Consider the following 16,561-nt stretch of genomic DNA (forward strand, 5'->3'; position numbering starts at 1 on the left):
ATGCTTATTTTGACGACGGTCTCGGGTGGCGTGCGTTCAGGCAGCCGGAGCGGTTCGGGCACCGGGGCGAGGCTCGGCTCGGGCGTTGGCCTGACCGGCTGCGCGGCCCGCGGCGGCGTTGGTGCCGGCTCGGGGTTCTCGGCACGCTGGCGCGGCACAGGGGTGAGCAGTGGCCCGGTTGTGGGCGCCGGCGGCCTGGGCGCTGCGGCGGCTGGCTTGAGCGGGGCTTGAGGCGGTGTCTTGAGTCCCGCCTGATGATCCCGCTTCCGGTCGCCGGGGGCGGGGCGCGGGGCGGGATCGAGGCGGGGCGACAGCACCATCTGGCGAATGATCTGCCGGAGCGGCGCGTCTGCGCGCTGCGAGCGAAGCTTTGGCCGCTCTGGCGTGACTTCCTGCCGCTGCGTATTCCGCGGCGCTTCGGTTGGCAGCGCTGCGGGAGGTTCCCGGCGCACCGTCTGCACGGGCGGTTCCCGGTCGGGTGGCGGGGCCGGCCGTATGTCGCGCGGCTCAGGCGGCGGCACCTCGCTCGTCGGGGGTGCCGGCGGGGGGGCGAGCGGTGCTGCGTTCAGGGCTGGCTGTTCATCCGGGCGCGGCGGGACGGCGGGTTCCAGGCGCGCCCGCCGGACCGGCGCTTCAGGCGAGGGCGGCACGTCTGGCGTTGGCGCCGGCCGGGAGGCGGCGCGCGGTTGCACAGGCGGGGGCGCCGGTGGCACGGATTCTCTCGGCGCGGGCTGGTCCTGGGTTGACTCTGGGGCGGTATCCGCGCCCTCTGCCGCAGGCTCTGGTACTTCGGCTCCGGGTCCGCCAGGCTCGAAGGTGGCGAGCGGGCGTGGTTGAACCGCTCCGTCCGCTGCCGCGGGCCCGGCCGAGGCTCCGAGGTTGCGGTAGACAAGGGAGACGAGGAAATCGTTCATGACCGCACCAACCCGATATAGTACTGCCGCCGCCAGGGGCTGAGGGCGAGCACGTCATCCTCGCGCCAGCCGTAGGCGCGCGCCAGCACGTGCACCTCTACCAGGACGCGGCGCACCCAGGCACTGAGTTCCTCCCAGAGAAACCCCAGGATGTCGAACCGCGCAGACCAGCGATGGGAGCAGTTCGGACAGTGCATCGCTGCTTTCAGATCCGCCCGCGGGTCGGCCTCGCCCATGTGTGCGATGAGTGCCGCTACCTCGGCCTCGTTCAGATCGGCGAGTGCCGCCGGCGCGCCTCCGCGGGTGACGCCCTGCAGACATGCCTCGAGCAAGGCGCGAGTCGCATTCGGCCCGGGTGGCAGCGCTTCGAGGTCCGTGCTGTCGGGCAGGCGGAAGCTTACGCACAGGTCCCCGGACTCAAACAGGAAAAGTGCCGCCGTGGGTCCTGGCAGCCGCACGTCGTCGATCGAGAAATTCAATTCCAAGCGCTCACCGCAGGCGGGGCAGTCGGCGAGGCTCGACAATGTCTCGCCGAAAAACCGGGCGCGGAGTTCCAGGAGCCGGGCATCGCGTTCGCCCAGGGGGAGGCGGGTGAGCGCGGCATGCTCCATGCCAGTCTCTGCCGCCTCAAGCAGCAGCAGCGCACGGGCCCAGGGCGGGTGGTCCTGCCCTTCCTCCCAGAGGTGCAGCATCTGAAGAGCCGACGGCGTCTGCATCTCAGTCCTCCGGATCGGTGAAGCTCTCCTCGGCTGGCTCGGTCACCGCCGGATCGCGTTCCCAGCCCTCATTTTCGAGCTTCAACGTCTGGATCGCGACCGCGTTCGCGCTGGCATCCAGCTCGGGTAGCGACTGGAACTCCGAGGGCCAGCAGCGCAGCAGGTTGTAGCTGATCGCCAGCTGCCCGGCCTCGTTGTACAGCTCGAGAATGATGTCCTTGCGGAAATCTCTCAGCGACACTTCGGCGCCGAGGCCGGAACCCAGGTTCCAGACCTTGTTCGCCCATTTCTCGAACTCGGTGTCATGGGTCACGCCGCGCTCCAGCGTAATCGCCTCGAACTTGGTCTGGCCAGGTGACTTCCGCACTGTGGAAGGGTCGCCGCCCTCGCGGTGTTCGACCACCTCGGTAGTGCGACTCAGTGCGCTCACTTTGCTGACGCCGGCGACATAGCGGCCGTCCCACTTCACCCGGAACTTGAAGTTCTTGTAGGGATCGAAGCGCTCGGCGTTGACGGAAAACTGTGCCATTTCTCTCTCCTTGACCTGAGCGATCTATCAAGTCTCGATCTGGCCGGCCATCTGCTGGATTTTGATGACGACGAATTCGGCCGGGCGCAGCGGTGCGAAGCCCACTACCACGTTAACAATCCCGAGGTTGATGTCGGTCTGCGTCGTCGTCTCGCTGTCGACCTTCACGAAATAGGCGTCGCGGGGCGAGCTGCCCTGGAACGCCCCCTGGCGGAACAGGTTGCGCATGAATGCGCCCACGTTCAGCCGGATCTGTGCCCAGAGCGGCTCGTCGTTGGGTTCGAATACCACCCACTGCGTACCGCGGTAGAGGCTCTCTTCAATGAAAAGTGCGAGGCGGCGGATCGGTACGTACTTGTACTCGTCGCCCAGCTGGTCCGCTCCGCGGAGCGTCCGCGCCCCCCAGACCACGCGGCCGGTGATCGGGAAGGTGCGCAAGCTGTTCACACCGCGAGGGTTCAGCTGCCCGTTCTCGTCGTCGGTCAGCCTGACCGCTAGCTTCGCGACCCCACGCAGCGCCGTATCGATCCCGGCCGGCGCCTTCCAGACACCGCGCGAGGCATCGGTCCTTGACCAGATTCCGGCGATGACCCCGCAAGCGACAAAGGTGTCGATCTGTCCCTCGCGTAACGGATCGGACTGCTGCACGCGAGGGAAATAAAGCGCAGCGTTCCGAGCCGCGAGCCCGGTGAGATTCAGTGACGCCAGCCCGGTACTCTGGTTTAGCACGGCTGCTACGTTGCCCCACTCGGCCGGCGGATCCACGATCATCATCGCACGTCGCTCAACGCAGTAGGCCAGTGCTTCGCCCCAAACCGCGATTGGAACGTTGCCGCCGCGGGTATCCGGCGGGATGCAAAGAATGTTGAACAAATCGGCGTCCTCGAGCGCATACAGCCCGGATTTGGATGCGCGGTCGCCGTTGAAGTCGGATTGCGAGGTCAGGTTGCTGCTGTCCTCACCGTTCGTCGTCACCGGGCTGGACAGGGTGTCGTCCGTCCAGATCTGTGTGGGGTCCGTGATCGCCCCATGCGCGGTCGGAAAGGTGAATGGCGGCGCGCCTGTGGCGCGGAGCAACGTGGAACCCGCTTCAAGCACCCGGTCTACCTGCCGCTGACTGGGGACGGTAGTGAGATTCAGGAATGCTTCCTGCGCGCCCGTCGTCGTGTCCCGGACCGTCAGGTTGAAGAGATCGGCGCTCGTCAGCCCTTCCGCGTCAACCCAGGGCAGCGGATGGGGATCGCCTGGATTGGCCGGCTGCGGCACGTCGAAGTCGATCCGAACCCGAAGAGTGTTCCCCCAGCTGCCCGCGCTCGAGGCTTCCACCAGCAAGCCGTTGGCGTCGATCTGAGCCGTAGTTGCGCCGCCCTGCGCCGCCGTCGTGTAGCGTCTCACGATGATCGCCTGTGCTCCGCCGTTGGCGAAGAAGTCGCGCACCGCGTAGCTCATCGGATAGGCGATGCCGAATCCACCGAATACCCGTTCGTAATCACCGAAGCTATTGATCACTACCGGTGTGTCGACCGCCCCCCGGGCCGCCCGGCCCAGGAACGCAGTGATCGAAGTGGCGACGCCGGTGATGGTTCGAACTCCACTTGGAATTTCTTCAATGTAAACACCGGGATACGTCAACGAGGCTGGCATGGCGCGGTTCCTCTTTCAGGAAGTTGACCGGCGCTTTTGACACACGACTACCCCTGCGCCGTAGTTTGAGAAACACGGTGCTTCGCTTGCAGGTGGGATGCATGATTCAGGCTAGTAAGTGAGGGATGAGAATTCCAGCACTTATTTACCGAAAGAATGTTTATGTGATGTTATGTCTGGTTTAGGAGACATATGGTTAAAGTTGGTTAAAGACGAGCCTGTTATAAGGAAATAGGGGGAGTGTAATAAGGCAGGAGTAGGAGGCCGCGCCCGATCAGGGGGCGGCCGGCGGTGATCACCACTCTAGTAGTGTGGCGGTATCTCATCCTCTGGCCGAGGCGTCACCGCCTCGGCGTCCTGCAGCGCCCGCTGCTGGTCGCGCAGCTTCTTCTGCATCAGTGCATTGATCCGCTCGAGCTGTGACAGGCGCTTCTCCTGCACGGCGACCGCCTCGTCGAGGGTGTCGAGCCAGTGTTCCTGGTAGGCGATGCGGCTCTCCAGGGCGTCCAGGCGCTGCGCCAGGTCGGCGGGCGCCGATTCGCCGCCCATGGTAGAATTCCCGCGCTGTGTGTCGCTGTTCATCGTGGCACCTTCATGATGGTTCATTCCTTCCTTTCACCACTACAAGAGAGTCTCTCAGTTCCATGAATCGAAAGGTCGTGCTTCGTTGTAGTCTCATCAGTCTCCTACTGGCCGCACCGGCCCCCCTGTTGATCGCCCTGTTCGTGCACCTCACCGGTGGCGTGCTGTCGCAGGAACTGTTCGCCAGTCTCGAGGTGGGCGGTGTGGCCGTGGTCTTTGTCGCCGCCGCCGCCGCGGTCTTCCTGCTGTTGCTGGTGGCCACCCTGGCGGTCAATGCCCTCACCCCGCAGTTGGTCAACCTGGCCGAGGTCGAGGACGACGACCGCGAGATCGGCGAGGTCAAGTGGTTCAACGTCAACAAGGGCTACGGCTTCATCACCCGTGATGGCGGCGAGGATGTCTTCGTGCACTTCCGGGCCATCCGCGGCCGGGGGCATCGTACCCTGGCCGAGGGCCAGAAGGTGCGCTATCACGTGATCGAGAACGAGCGGGGGCTTCAGGCCGACGACGTCACCGTGATTACCTAGGAAAGCGGCTGCGCTCGGCAGCTTTCGCTGACTTGTTGCAACCCCAAAAGAAGCACAGCGCCCCGCCTCTGCGGGGCGCTGTCATTTCGGGGCTACCGGCCGGAGTCGGGCCAGTCGATCTCCCGTTCCGAGCCATCCGGCAGCACCAGCAGGAAGCGGTCCGGGTCGTCGCCGGGCTGCCAGCCGCCCAGCGAGCAGCGCACTTCGCAGCCGAGCCGGTCGGCGGCGGCGTGAGCGCAGGCCTGGTCACTCTCCCAGGGCGTGTCGGGGCTGTCGAGCCAGAGGCTCGCGAAGCCGTCGGCGGCCTTTTCCACCAGCAGCACCGGGATCTCCCGGCCGCCGAGCCGGCCCCGGGTGCGCCACTTGTGCTTGCCGGCGGGGGCGAGTGGCCCGGCATCCAGGGTCTCGCCGAGCCAGGCGTTCAGGGCGTCCAGCGGGACCTGCGACAGGTAGATCTCGATATCCGGATAGCGTTGCATGGGCGGCCTCAGGGCTGGGCGGTGCCGTTGACGAAGAGCCTGGCGAGGATGGCCTCGTAGACCCGGCTGAGATCATCGAGATCCGCGGCACGCACGCGTTCGTTGACCTTGTGGATGGTGGCATTGAGCGGGCCGAGCTCGACCACCTGGCTGCCCAGGGTGGCGATGAAGCGTCCGTCCGAGGTGCCGCCACTGGTCGAGAGCTCCGGCCGGTGGCCCAGCACGTCCTCGACGCCCCTCAGCGCGGCGTCGACCAGCTCGCCCTCGGCGGTGAGGAAGGGCTCGCCGTTGAGGGTCCAGTCGAGATGGTACTCGAGGCCGTGGGCGTCGAGGAGCGCCTCGGTGCGTTGCTTGAGCTGTTCGTGGGTCACCTCGGTGGAGAAGCGGAAGTTGAACACCACCTCCACGTCGCCGGGGATCACGTTGGTGGCCCCGGTGCCGGCGCGGATGTTGGAGACCTGGAAGCTGGTGGCGGGGAAGAAGGCGTTGCCCGCGTCCCAGTGCTCCCGGACCAGGGCGTCGAGCGCAGGCATCGCCTGGTGGATGGGGTTGCGCGCCAGGTGCGGGTAGGCCACATGGCCCTGCACGCCCTTGATGTGCAGCACCCCGCCCAGGGAGCCGCGCCGGCCGTTCTTGATCACGTCGCCCAGCCGCGCGGTGGAGGAGGGTTCGCCGACGATGCAGTAGTCGAGCCGTTCGTGGGCCTCGCGCAGGTGCTCGACCACCGCCCGGGTGCCATCCACCGCCGGGCCCTCCTCGTCGGAGGTGATCAGGAAACCGATCTTGCCGTGGTGATCCGGGTGGGCGGTAACGAAGCGCTCCACCGCGGTGAGCATGGCCGCCAGGCTGCCCTTCATGTCGGCGGCCCCTCTGCCACAGAGCATCCCCTGGTCATCGATGCAGGGCTCGAAGGGCGGGTGATCCCAGTGCAGGTGGGGGCCGCTGGGCACCACGTCGGTGTGCCCGGCGAAGGCCAGCATCGGCCCGTGGTGGCCGCGGGTCGCCCAGAAGTTCTCCACGTCACCGAAGGGCAGGCGCTCGACATGGAAGCCGAGCCGCTCGAGCCGCTCGATCATCAGCGCCTGGCAGCCCAGGTCGTCGGGGGTGACCGAGGGGCGTCGGATCAGCTCGAAGGCGAGCGCGAGCGTCGGGGAAAGGGCCTCAGTCGTTGGCATGCAGTGCCTCGTTGAGCGCGATGGCACTCTTGTTGGTCAGGCACTCGATGCGGCCGTTCTGTGAGTTGCGGCGCAGCAGCAGGTCGTCCTGGCCGGCGAGCTCGCGGGCGGCCACGGTCTTGACCTCCTGGCCCTGGTCGTCGAGCAGGGTGACCTTGGCGCCGGCGGTGATGTAGAGCCCGGCCTCCACGGTGCAGCGGTCGCCCAGGGGGATGCCGATGCCGGCGTTGGCCCCGATCAGGCAGCCCTCGCCGACCTTGATGACGATGTTGCCGCCGCCGGAGAGGGTGCCCATGGTAGAGCAGCCGCCGCCCAGGTCGGAGCCCTTGCCGACCATCACCCCGGCGGAAATGCGGCCCTCGATCATGCCGGGGCCCTCGCTGCCGGCGTTGAAGTTGACGAAGCCCTCGTGCATCACGGTGGTGCCCTCGCCGAGGTGGGCGCCCAGGCGCACCCGGGCGGTGTCGGCGATGCGCACGCCGGTCGGTACCACATAGTCGGTCATCTTGGGGAACTTGTCGACGCAGTCCACCGAGAGCGAACGGCCCTCGAGGCGGGCGCGCAGGCGGCGGGCCGGCAGTTCCTCGATATCGATGGGGCCCTCGCTGGTCCAGGCGACGTTGCGCAGCAGGCCGAACATGCCGGTGAGGTCCAGGCCGTGGGGCTTGACCAGGCGATGGGAGAGCAGGTGCAGCTTGAGGTAGACCTCCGGCGCGCTCTGGGGCGGCAGGTCGTTCTCCAGGAACATGGCCACCAGCGGCCGCTTGCTCGCCGCCAGCGACTCGGCCAGCTCGGCCTGCTCCGGCTGGCCGGCGGCCTTGAGCGCCGCGGCCAGGTCGCCGCACTGCTCGGGGACGAAGCTTACGGCGGCATTGCCGGCCGGGGCATCCAGCACCTTGCCGGCGGCCTCGACCAGGCCGGCGTCGGGGTGGAGCAGGGGCGCCGGATAGTAGATTTCCAGCCAGTCGCCCTGGGTGTTCTGGGTGCCGATTCCGAGTGCAAAGCTCAGCATGGGGGGATCCTCGTCTAAGTGGGAAAGCTCGTCATGGGGAAAGGGGCGTCTCAACCTTTCAGGTCGTCGTAGTCGCCGTCGCGGTAGCCGACGCGGATCTCGTCGCCGGTGTCGAGCAGCGGGCGCTTGAGCAGCGTCGGGTGCGCCATCATCAGCTCGCGGGCCTTGTTGGCGTCGATACCGGCCTTGTCGGCCTCGTCCAGGTTGCGCCAGGTGGTGCTGCGTTGGTTGAGCAGCGTCATCACCGGCACCTTCCCGAGGATATGCTCGAGCAGGGGCGCGGAGAGGCCGTCCTCGCGCAGGTCATGGAGCTGGTAGGGGATGCCTTTGGCGTCCAGGGCCTTGCGCGCGCGGCGGCAGGTGTCGCAGGTGTTGATGACGTAGAGCGTCAGCATCATGCGCTCCTCTCGATGAAGCGGCGGATGCGCCGCGCGGCTTCGACGGTGGCCTCCCGCTCGGCCACCAGCGCCAGGCGGACACGGCCGCTGCCGGGGTTGACGCCATCGTGGCCGGGGCGGCCCATCCCGTCGTCGGTTGCGGGACGACCCATATAGGAGCCCGGCAGCACGCTGACATGTTCCTCGGCATAGAGCGCCCGGGTGAAGGCCTCGTCGTCGCCGCCCGGCACCGCCGGCCAGAGGTAGAAGCTCGCCTCGGGCTCGGGGAAGTCCAGCACCGGGGCGAGGATCTCGGTCACGGCGGCGAACTTCTCGCGATAGGCATCACGGTTGGTCCGCACATGGGCCTCGTCGTTCCAGGCGGTGATCGAGGCGCGCTGCAGCGGCAGCGACATGGCGCAGCCGTGGTAGGTGCGGTAGCGCCTGAAGGGCGCGATCAGCGAGGCGTCTCCCGCCACGAAGCCGGAGCGCAGCCCCGGCAGGTTGGAGCGCTTGGAGAGCGAGTGAAACACCAGGCAGCGCCGGTAGTCGTGGCGGCCGAGCCGGGCGCAGGCCTCGAGCAGCCCCGGCGGGGGGGCCGCCTCGTCCAGGTAGAGCTCCGAGTAGCACTCGTCCGAGGCGATCAGGAAATCGTGCTCATCCGCCAGCTCGATGAGTTTCTCGAACTCCGCCAGCGGCGTCACCGCCCCGGTGGGGTTGCCCGGCGAGCAGAGGAACACCAACTGGACGTCGCGCCAGGTCTCGGCGGGCACGGCATCGAGGTTCGGGCGGAAGCCGTGATCGGCGCGGCAGTCCAGGTAGAGCGGCTCGCCGCCGGCGAGCAGGGTTGCCCCCTCGTAGATCTGGTAGAAGGGGTTGGGCACCACCACCCGGGCCGGCCGGGTGCGGTCGAGCGCCGCCTGGACGAAGGCGAAGATCGCCTCCCGGGTACCGTTGACCGGCAGCACCTGGGTCTCCGGGTCGAGGCCCGCGAGGCCGAAGCGCCGCGTGGCCCAGCCGGCGATGGCGCCGCGCAGTTCGGCCAGGCCGGCGGTGGCCGGGTAGCGGGCCATCTCGTGGCGGTGGGCGACCAGCGTCTCCAGGGCCGCGGCGAAGGGGGCGTGCTGCGGCTCGCCGATAGTCAACGGGATATGGGGCAGGCCCGCCGGAGGCGTCACATCGGCCTTGAGGGCGGCGAGCCTCTCGAAGGGGTAGGGCTTGAGGGCGTCGAGATCGGGGTTCATGGGTGTCCAGGCGCGCCTCGCCGGCCGTGGCCTCGGGCGTCGTTGTCGTGGTCGAAAGGGGCTTGATTATAGGGAAGGCCAGACAAGGCCTCAAACGCTGGCCTCCGGTGCCGGTGGGAATCTCTGCTGGACGTACAGGGGCGCCGGGGACAGGCCGAAGAGGGGGTCTTTTGCCAGGGAAGGCAAAAGTAGCGCCCAGGGAGGGGTTTACAGCGCCCCCTCGCAGGCCTGTCGCCGGATCAGCCCCGAGTGACGGCGCCCCTCGTCTCCGGCGTTCTCGCCTTTTCCGAGGCTATCGTTGCCGGTGGTTTACCCGGAAACGTCGAGCACCTCCACCAGCCGCGCGCGCAGCCGTGCCTGGCGCTCGGGGTCGGTGAGCGGCTCGCCGGCCTTGGTGGTGATGAAGAAGACGTCCTCGACCCGTTCGCCCAGGGTGGCGATCTTGGCCGCCGAGAGCGCGATGTCCTGCTCCATGAAGATACGCCCCACCCGCGCCAGTAGGCCGGGACGGTCGGGGGCGGTGAGCTCGAGCATGGTGCGCTCGTTGGCCGGGTCCTGCTCGATGAGCACCTCGGTGGGGACCCGGAAGTGCTTGAGTTGGCGCGGGGTGTGGCGGGTGACGATCTTCGGGTAGTCCTCGGGGTCGTCGAGCTCCTCCACCAGGTAACGACGGATCTCCTCGATGCGCCCGGGGTCGCGGATCGCCTGCCCCTCGTCGTCGAGCACGATGAAGGTGTTCAGCGTCCAGTTATTGCTGGAGGTGGCGATGCGGGCGTCGTGGATGGAGAGGTCCAGCTGGTCCAGGGCGGCGGCGGTGGCGGCGAAGAGGTCGTGTACCGAGCGAGTGTGGATGAACACCTTGGTGCCGCCTTCGGCCATGTCCTCGGTGGGCGCGTTGATCAGGATCAACGGCAGGTTCGAGCCGTCGTGGGCGAGGATGCCCTGGGTCTGCCAGACGATCTCGCTGGGGGCGTACTGCAGGAAGTAGTCCTCGCCGAGCGACTCCCACAGGCGGTCGACCCGGTCCATGTCGGTCCCCACCACGGCGAGCAGCGAGCGGGCCTCGCTGCGTGTCTCCTGTACCCAGTCGTCGCGATCCAGCGGGTTCTCCAGGCCGCGACGCAGGGCGCGCTTGGTCTCGCCGTGCAGCTGGCGCAGCAGGGTGGCGCGCCAGCCGTTCCACAGGGTGGGATTGGTGGCGTTGATGTCGGCCACGGTGAGCACGTAGAGGTAGTCGAGGCGGGTCTCGTCGCCGACGATGCGGGCGAAGTCGGCGATCACGTCCGGGTCGGTGGTGTCGCGCTTCTGGGCGACCATCGACATGGTGAGGTGGTGCTCCACCAGCCAGCTGACCAGGCGGGTGTCGCGGGGCGAGAGGCCGTGGCGCTCGGCGAAGGCCTCGACGTCGCGGGCGCCAATCTGCGAATGGTCGCCACCACGCCCCTTGCCGATGTCGTGGTAGAGCCCGGCGATCCACAGCAGCTCGAGCTTGGGCAGCTGGTGGATCAGCGCCGCCGCCACCGGGAACTCCTCGCGGGCCTCGGGCTTGCGGAAGCCGTGGATGAACTTGAGCAGGCGCAGGGTGTGGGCGTCGACGGTATAGATATGGAAGAGGTCGTGCTGCATCAGCCCCACGGCGCGGCCGAACTCCGGCAGGTACTTGCCGAGCACCCCGTAGCGGTTCATGCGCCGCAGCTGCCGGGCGACGTTGCCGCCGGAGCGCAGCAGCGTCATGAACAGGCTCTGGTGACGGACGTCGTCGCGGTAGAGGTCGTCGATCAGGTGGCGGTGGTCGCGGATCAGGCGGATGGTGTCGGCCCGGACCCCCTCGATCTCCGGGTGCTCGGCCATCAGCAGGAACAGCTCGAGCAGCGCCGAGGGGCGGTGGCGAAAGACGCTGCGCGAGCGCGCCTGGATGTAGCCGCCCTTGATCTCGAAGCGCTCGTTGAGCGGCACCGTGGTGAGTTCCTCGCCGGCGCGCAGGATCGCCTCGTCGAAGTGCTGCAGCAGCATGTCGTTGAGCCCGGCGAGCGCCGTGACGTGACGGTAGTAGCGCTTCATGAACTGCTCGACGGCGAGGCGCTCCGGGGTGTCGCGGAAGCCGAACAGCTCGGCGATGGTGCGCTGGTGGTCGAACAGCAGGCGGTCCTCGGCGCGGCCGGTCAGCATGTGCAGGGCGTAGCGCACCTGCCACAGGAAGGCCTGCCCCTGGCTGAGGATGTGCAGCTCGGCGTCGTTCATGAAACCGTTGGCCACCAGGTCCTCGTAGCGCTCGCTGCCGAAGTGACGCTTGGCCACCCAGCCGATCATCTGGATGTCCCGGAGCCCGCCGGGGGAGCTCTTGATGTTGGGCTCGAGGTGGTACTCGGAGTTGTTGTAGCGGTAGTGGCGGGTGATCTGCTCCTGCCACTTGGCCTCGAAGAAGCGGTCGGCGGGCCACAGCCGGTCGGTGGTCAGGCGTGCCTGCATCGCCTCGCGCAGCCGCCCGGGACCGGCCAGGGTGCGCGACTCCAGCAGGTTGGTGATCACCGTGACGTCGGCGCGGGCCTCGCGCTCGCAGTCGGCAAGCGAGCGCACGCTGTGGCCGATCTCCAGGCCGATGTCCCACAGGAAAGTGATGAAGTCGGTGAGGGGAGCGCGGTACGGCCCGTCATCGTCCTCCTCGAGCAGCAGCAGCAGGTCGACGTCGGAACAGGGGTGCAGCTCGCCGCGACCGTAGCCGCCCACGGCGAGCAGTGCCACGCCATCGTCGGGCCAGTCGTGCCGCTCCCAGGCCACCGTGAGCAGCCGATCGAGGCACCAGGCACGGCCGTGGATCAGGTCGCGGATATCGGCGCCTTCGTGGAAGCGCTCATCGAGGTGCGCCTGGATCTCGCGCAGCGCCGCCTTGAAGGGGGCGATGGGCGAGCGGCTGCCGGCCAGTTCCGAGCGGAAGCGGGCGACGTCGAACAGCGTCTCGTCGGGTTCGAAGCGGTAGTGGTGCAGCAGCATGTCGCTCAGCGCTCGAGGAAGGCGAAGTCTTCCTCGCCACGGGCGGTGAGCACCTCGACGCCGGTCGCGGTGACCAGCAGGGTGTGCTCCCACTGGGCGGAAAGGCTCTTGTCGCGGGTCACCGCGGTCCAGCCGTCGCGCAGCACCTTGGTCTTGTGGGAGCCGACATTGATCATCGGCTCGATGGTGAAGCACATGCCCTCGGCCAGCTCGATGTCGGCCTCGGGGGCATAGCCGTCGTAGTGCAGCACCTGCGGCTCCTCGTGGAAGGTGGCGCCGATGCCGTGGCCGCAGAAGTCGCGTACCACCGAGTAGCCGTTGTCCTCGGCATGGCGCTGGATGGCGCGGGCGAGCTCGGAGAGCCGCACCCCGGGCCGCACCAGGGCGATGCTGTGGTAGAGGCACTCCTGGGTGATTCGGCACAGCCGTTCGCCCTGGATGCTCTCGCCGATGATGAACATCTTGCTCGAGTCGCCGTGGTAGCCGTCGGCGGTCTTCACGGTGATGTCGATGTTCATGATGTCGCCCTTCCTGAGCTTCTTGGCGTCATCGGGGATGCCGTGGCAGACCACGTGGTTGATGGAGGTGCAGGTCGACTTGGGGAAGCCGTGGTAGTCGAGCGGGGCCGGAGTGGAGCCCAGCTCGTGAACGATGTAGTCGTGACAGAGGCGGTCGAGCTCGCCGGTGCTGACGCCGGCGGTCACGTGGGGGGTGATCATCTCCAGCACGCTGGCGGCCTGGCGACCGGCCTCGCGCATCTTCTCGATCTCGTCGGACGTCTTGATGGGAACGTTCATGGAATCTCGGGTCAGGGTGGGGTCGCTCGGCGCCGGCAGGCACCAACGGCGGTCGGGCGACTTCATCTCGGAGTCGATCCATGGTATAAAGCTGCGCGCTTTCCTGCAATCGCTGTGCCCTGTCGTGCCGCCTTCCGTCCAGTCCGCTGGCCCGGGGTGCCGGGGGTGCCGCGGCAGCGAGGGCGTAATGCAATGCAACGCCTTGAAAACACACACGCACCGGCACATGGTCCCGGGTGCTGTCGGTTCGTCCCGACGGTCGGATCCATGGGGTGCGTGGAGGCCTAACCCGATTTTTCAGGAGTCATCCATGGCACACGTCAACATGCGGGACCTGTTGAAGGCAGGCGCTCACTTCGGCCACCAGACCAAGTACTGGAACCCGAAGATGAGCAAGTTCATCTTCGGCGCCCGCAACAAGATCCACATCATCAACCTCGAGCACACCCTGCCGGCCCTCAACGAGGCGATCGATGTGGTCGAGAAGATGGCCGCGGCCAACAACAAGATCATGTTCGTCGGCACCAAGCGCAGCGCGAGCAAGATCATCAAGGAAGAGGCCAACCGCGTCGGTCAGCCGTTCGTCAACCACCGCTGGCTCGGCGGCATGTTGACCAACTACAAGACCATCCGTCAGTCGATCAAGCGCCTGCGCGACCTCGAGGCCATGCGCGAGGACGGCACCTTCGAGAAGCTGACCAAGAAGGAAGTCCTGATGGCGACCCGCGAGCAGGAGAAGCTCGAGCGCTCCATCGGCGGCATCAAGGAGATGGGCGGCCTGCCCGATGCCCTGTTCGTGATCGACGTCGACCACGAGCGCATCGCCATCAACGAGGCGAACAAGCTGGGCATTCCGGTCATCGGGGTGGTGGACACCAACTCCGACCCGGACGGCGTCGACTACGTGATCCCCGGCAACGATGACTCCATCCGCGCCATCCAGATCTACGTCAAGGCCATCGCCGACGCCTGTGGTCGTGCGAAGGAAGGCCGCCCCGACGAGTTCGTCGAGGTCACCGACGAGGTGGCGCAGGAAAGCGACAGCGCCGCCGAGTGATCGCGGCCCGCCTGTCCGGTGGCCGGCGTTGCGGCGGCCGGGCCGGCGAGAAGGGGGCCCTGGCCCCCTTTTTCCTCCCCAGGGCAGACTTTTCCGGACTCTCGATGATCGATGGGTCCGGCCAGGTAAAACCATTCAGAGGTGAAACCCATGGCAGCTATCAGCGCCTCCCAGGTCAAGGAACTGCGCGAGCGTACCGGGCTCGGCATGATGGAGTGCAAGAAGGCCCTCACCGAGGCCGACGGTGACATCGAGGTCGCCATCGAGAACCTGCGCAAGAGCTCCGGTCTCAAGGCCGCCAAGAAGGCCGGCCGTACCGCCGCCGAAGGCGCCGTCGTCACTCGCGTGGCCGAGGACGGCAGCTACGGCGTGATGGTCGAGATCAACTCCGAGACCGACTTCGTCGCCCGCGACGACAACTTCAAGGCCTTCGCCGACAAGGTCGCCGACGCCTTCTTCGCCGCCAGGAGCGAGGACGTGGCCGCGGTGATGGCCGGCGATCTCGAGACCGCCCGCGAGCAGCTGGTGCAGAAGATCGGCGAGAACATCGGCGTGCGTCGTTGCGTGGTGGTCGAGGCCGGCGACGGCGGCCAGGTGGGCGAATACGTCCACGGTGGCCGCATCGGCGTACTGACCGTGCTCAAGGGCGGCAGCGCCGAGGTGGCCCGTGACGTCGCCATGCACGTCGCCGCCATCAACCCGGCCGTGGCGCGCCCCGAGGACATGCCCCAGGCACAGCTCGACCAGGAGAAGGCGATCATCCTCGCCCAGCCCGACATGGCCGGGAAGCCCGAGCAGATCGCCGAGAAGATGGTCCAGGGGCGCCTGAAGAAGTATCTGGCCGAGAACAGCCTGACCGAGCAGCCCTTCGTCAAGGATCCGAACCAGAGCGTCGCCGACTTCGTCAAGGCGGCCGGTGGCGAGGTGGTCGGTTTCACCCGCTTCGAGGTGGGCGAGGGCATCGAGAAGGAGGAGGTCGACTTCGCCAAGGAAGTGATGGAACAGGCCAAGCGTAGCTGAGGTCACAGGTACCAGTTCGACGATGGCGTGCGCGGGAGCGCACGCCTTCGCGTATCCGGCCGGTGGATCCGGCCGACGTTGAAGCCCACTGCTGACGACCCAGGGAGAGATGCCATGCCCACATCCGATCATGCCGACATGCCGGTCGATTGCCCGCCCAAGACCGAGGCCTCTCGTTCGGACAAGTCCCGTTCGGCGAAGTCGAAGTACAAGCGCATCCTGTTGAAGCTCTCCGGCGAGGCGCTGATGGGCGAGCACGATTTCGGCATCGACCCCAAGGTGCTCGACCGCATGGCGCTGGAGATCGGCCAACTGGTCGGCATCGGCGTCCAGGTCGGCATCGTGATCGGCGGTGGCAACCTGTTCCGCGGTGCCGCCCTCAACGCGGCGGGCATGGATCGGGTCACCGGCGATCACATGGGCATGCTGGCCACGGTGATGAACGCGCTGGCCATGCGTGACGCCCTGGAACGCTCCAACATCCGCTCGCGGGTGATGTCGGCGATCCCCATGAGCGGCGTGGTGGAGCACTACGATCGCCGTACCGCCATTCGCTACCTCACCTCCGGGGACGTGGTATTGTTCTCCGCCGGCACCGGCAACCCCTTCTTCACCACCGACTCGGCGGCCTGTCTGCGTGGTATCGAGATCGACGCCGACGTGGTGGTCAAGGCCACCAAGGTCGACGGGGTCTACGACAAGGACCCGGTCAAGTTCGGCGACGCGGTGAAGTACGACCAGCTGAGCTATGACGATGCCCTCGATCAGAAGCTCGGGGTGATGGATTTGACCGCCATTTGCCTGGTGCGGGACCATGACATGCCGGTTCGGGTCTTCAACATGAACAAGCCGGGCGCCCTGCTGAACCTGGTGGTGGGCGGCGAGGAAGGCACGCTGATAGACAGAGGTTGACAACGTGATCAATGACATCAAGAAGGATGCGGAATCCCGCATGCAGAAGAGCCTCGAGGCCCTTCATGGCAACCTGAACAAGATCCGCACCGGGCGTGCGCACTCCAGCATCCTGGATTCGGTGACCGTGGACTACTACGGCTCGCAGGTGCCGCTCAACCAGGTGGCGAACATCAACACCGAGGATGCTCGCACCCTGTCCGTGGTGCCCTGGGAACAGAGCATGGTGCCCAAGATCGAGAAGGCCATCATGACCTCCGATCTCGGCCTGAACCCCTCGACCGCCGGCAACAACATCCGCGTGCCGATGCCGATGCTGACCGAGGAGACCCGCAAGGGCTACATCAAGCAGGCCCGTCAGGAGGCCGAGCACGCCCGGGTGGCGGTGCGCAACGTGCGCCGCGATGCCAATGGCGACATCAAGGCGCTGCTCAAGGCGAAGGAGATCACCGAGGATGAGCAGCACCAGGCCGAGGACGCGATCCAGAAGTTGACCGACAAGTACATCGCCGAGATCGACAAGACGCTGGAATCCAAGGAGCAGGACCTGATGCAGGTCTGAAGGTGGTCGGGCGGCGCTCTCCT

At 67.0% G+C, this 16,561-nt stretch carries 16 protein-coding genes; 5 read left to right on the top strand and 11 right to left on the bottom strand.

From position 1 onward, the window contains the following. Nucleotides 1–910 precede the first annotated feature (910 nt). The 4 genes from CR157_RS07530 to CR157_RS07545 form a co-directional block, all read right to left on the bottom strand. A complete protein-coding gene (locus CR157_RS07530; protein WP_110282949.1) occupies nt 911–1,630 on the bottom strand; it encodes a phage baseplate protein in 720 nt (239 codons plus the stop codon). Nucleotide 1,631: 1 nt separating this feature from the next. Then, complete coding sequence (locus CR157_RS07535) at nt 1,632–2,159, bottom strand: phage tail protein (RefSeq protein ID WP_110282950.1); 528 nt, start codon at nt 2,157–2,159, stop codon at nt 1,632–1,634. A 27-nt stretch (nt 2,160–2,186) separates the two neighbouring features. Beyond that, on the bottom strand, nt 2,187–3,803 hold the full coding sequence (locus tag CR157_RS07540) for a phage tail sheath family protein (RefSeq protein ID WP_110282951.1): 1,617 nt from the start codon (nt 3,801–3,803) through the stop codon (nt 2,187–2,189). Nucleotides 3,804–4,106: 303 nt separating this feature from the next. Next, nucleotides 4,107–4,385 (bottom strand): SlyX family protein, encoded by a 279-nt coding sequence (locus CR157_RS07545; protein WP_373681012.1) that lies wholly within the window; start codon nt 4,383–4,385, stop codon nt 4,107–4,109. A 62-nt stretch (nt 4,386–4,447) separates the two neighbouring features. Here CR157_RS07545 and CR157_RS23210 point away from each other — a divergent pair, with 62 nt between their 5' ends. Then, complete coding sequence (locus tag CR157_RS23210; protein WP_110282953.1) at nt 4,448–4,912, top strand: cold-shock protein; 465 nt, start codon at nt 4,448–4,450, stop codon at nt 4,910–4,912. A gap of 92 nt (nt 4,913–5,004) precedes the next feature. On the opposite strand, the gene CR157_RS07555 is transcribed toward CR157_RS23210, so the two are convergent. The 7 genes from CR157_RS07555 to map all read right to left on the bottom strand — a co-directional run bounded on the left by CR157_RS07555 (nt 5,005) and on the right by map (nt 12,987). Further along, nucleotides 5,005–5,391 carry a hypothetical protein gene (locus CR157_RS07555; RefSeq protein ID WP_110282954.1) on the bottom strand — a complete coding sequence of 129 codons (387 nt, stop codon included), beginning with the start codon at nt 5,389–5,391 and terminating at the stop codon, nt 5,005–5,007. An 8-nt stretch (nt 5,392–5,399) separates the two neighbouring features. Beyond that, nucleotides 5,400–6,566 carry a succinyl-diaminopimelate desuccinylase gene (dapE, locus tag CR157_RS07560; protein ID WP_110282955.1) on the bottom strand — a complete coding sequence of 389 codons (1,167 nt, stop codon included), beginning with the start codon at nt 6,564–6,566 and terminating at the stop codon, nt 5,400–5,402. Continuing rightward, on the bottom strand, nt 6,553–7,578 hold the full coding sequence (gene dapD, locus CR157_RS07565) for a 2,3,4,5-tetrahydropyridine-2,6-dicarboxylate N-succinyltransferase (RefSeq protein WP_110282956.1): 1,026 nt from the start codon (nt 7,576–7,578) through the stop codon (nt 6,553–6,555). The genes dapE and dapD overlap by 14 nt, the downstream gene beginning before the upstream one ends. 50 nt (nt 7,579–7,628) lie before the next feature. Further along, nucleotides 7,629–7,973 (bottom strand): Spx/MgsR family RNA polymerase-binding regulatory protein, encoded by a 345-nt coding sequence (locus tag CR157_RS07570; protein ID WP_110282957.1) that lies wholly within the window; start codon nt 7,971–7,973, stop codon nt 7,629–7,631. Further along, nucleotides 7,973–9,199, bottom strand: coding sequence for a succinyldiaminopimelate transaminase (dapC, locus tag CR157_RS07575; RefSeq protein WP_110282958.1), 1,227 nt, complete (start codon nt 9,197–9,199; stop codon nt 7,973–7,975). The genes CR157_RS07570 and dapC overlap by 1 nt, the downstream gene beginning before the upstream one ends. 309 nt (nt 9,200–9,508) lie before the next feature. Beyond that, on the bottom strand, nt 9,509–12,190 hold the full coding sequence (locus tag CR157_RS07580; protein ID WP_110282959.1) for a [protein-PII] uridylyltransferase: 2,682 nt from the start codon (nt 12,188–12,190) through the stop codon (nt 9,509–9,511). A gap of 5 nt (nt 12,191–12,195) precedes the next feature. Next, on the bottom strand, nt 12,196–12,987 hold the full coding sequence (map, locus tag CR157_RS07585) for a type I methionyl aminopeptidase (RefSeq protein ID WP_110283448.1): 792 nt from the start codon (nt 12,985–12,987) through the stop codon (nt 12,196–12,198). Nucleotides 12,988–13,297: 310 nt separating this feature from the next. Here map and rpsB point away from each other — a divergent pair, with 310 nt between their 5' ends. The 4 genes from rpsB to frr all read left to right on the top strand — a co-directional run bounded on the left by rpsB (nt 13,298) and on the right by frr (nt 16,538). Then, entirely contained in the window at nt 13,298–14,044 is a 747-nt protein-coding gene (gene rpsB, locus CR157_RS07590) for a 30S ribosomal protein S2 (RefSeq protein WP_110282960.1), read from the top strand. Nucleotides 14,045–14,194: 150 nt separating this feature from the next. Continuing rightward, nucleotides 14,195–15,064 (top strand): translation elongation factor Ts, encoded by an 870-nt coding sequence (tsf, locus tag CR157_RS07595; RefSeq protein ID WP_110282961.1) that lies wholly within the window; start codon nt 14,195–14,197, stop codon nt 15,062–15,064. 138 nt (nt 15,065–15,202) lie between these two features. Then, on the top strand, nt 15,203–15,976 hold the full coding sequence (pyrH, locus tag CR157_RS07600) for a UMP kinase (protein ID WP_110283449.1): 774 nt from the start codon (nt 15,203–15,205) through the stop codon (nt 15,974–15,976). 4 nt (nt 15,977–15,980) lie between these two features. Continuing rightward, a complete protein-coding gene (gene frr, locus CR157_RS07605) occupies nt 15,981–16,538 on the top strand; it encodes a ribosome recycling factor (RefSeq protein ID WP_110282962.1) in 558 nt (185 codons plus the stop codon). The last annotated feature ends 23 nt before the right edge of the window (nt 16,539–16,561 follow it).

This window comes from Halomonas sp. LBP4 (genome assembly GCF_003202205.1).
Classification (GTDB): Bacteria; Pseudomonadota; Gammaproteobacteria; order Pseudomonadales; family Halomonadaceae; genus Halomonas; species Halomonas flagellata.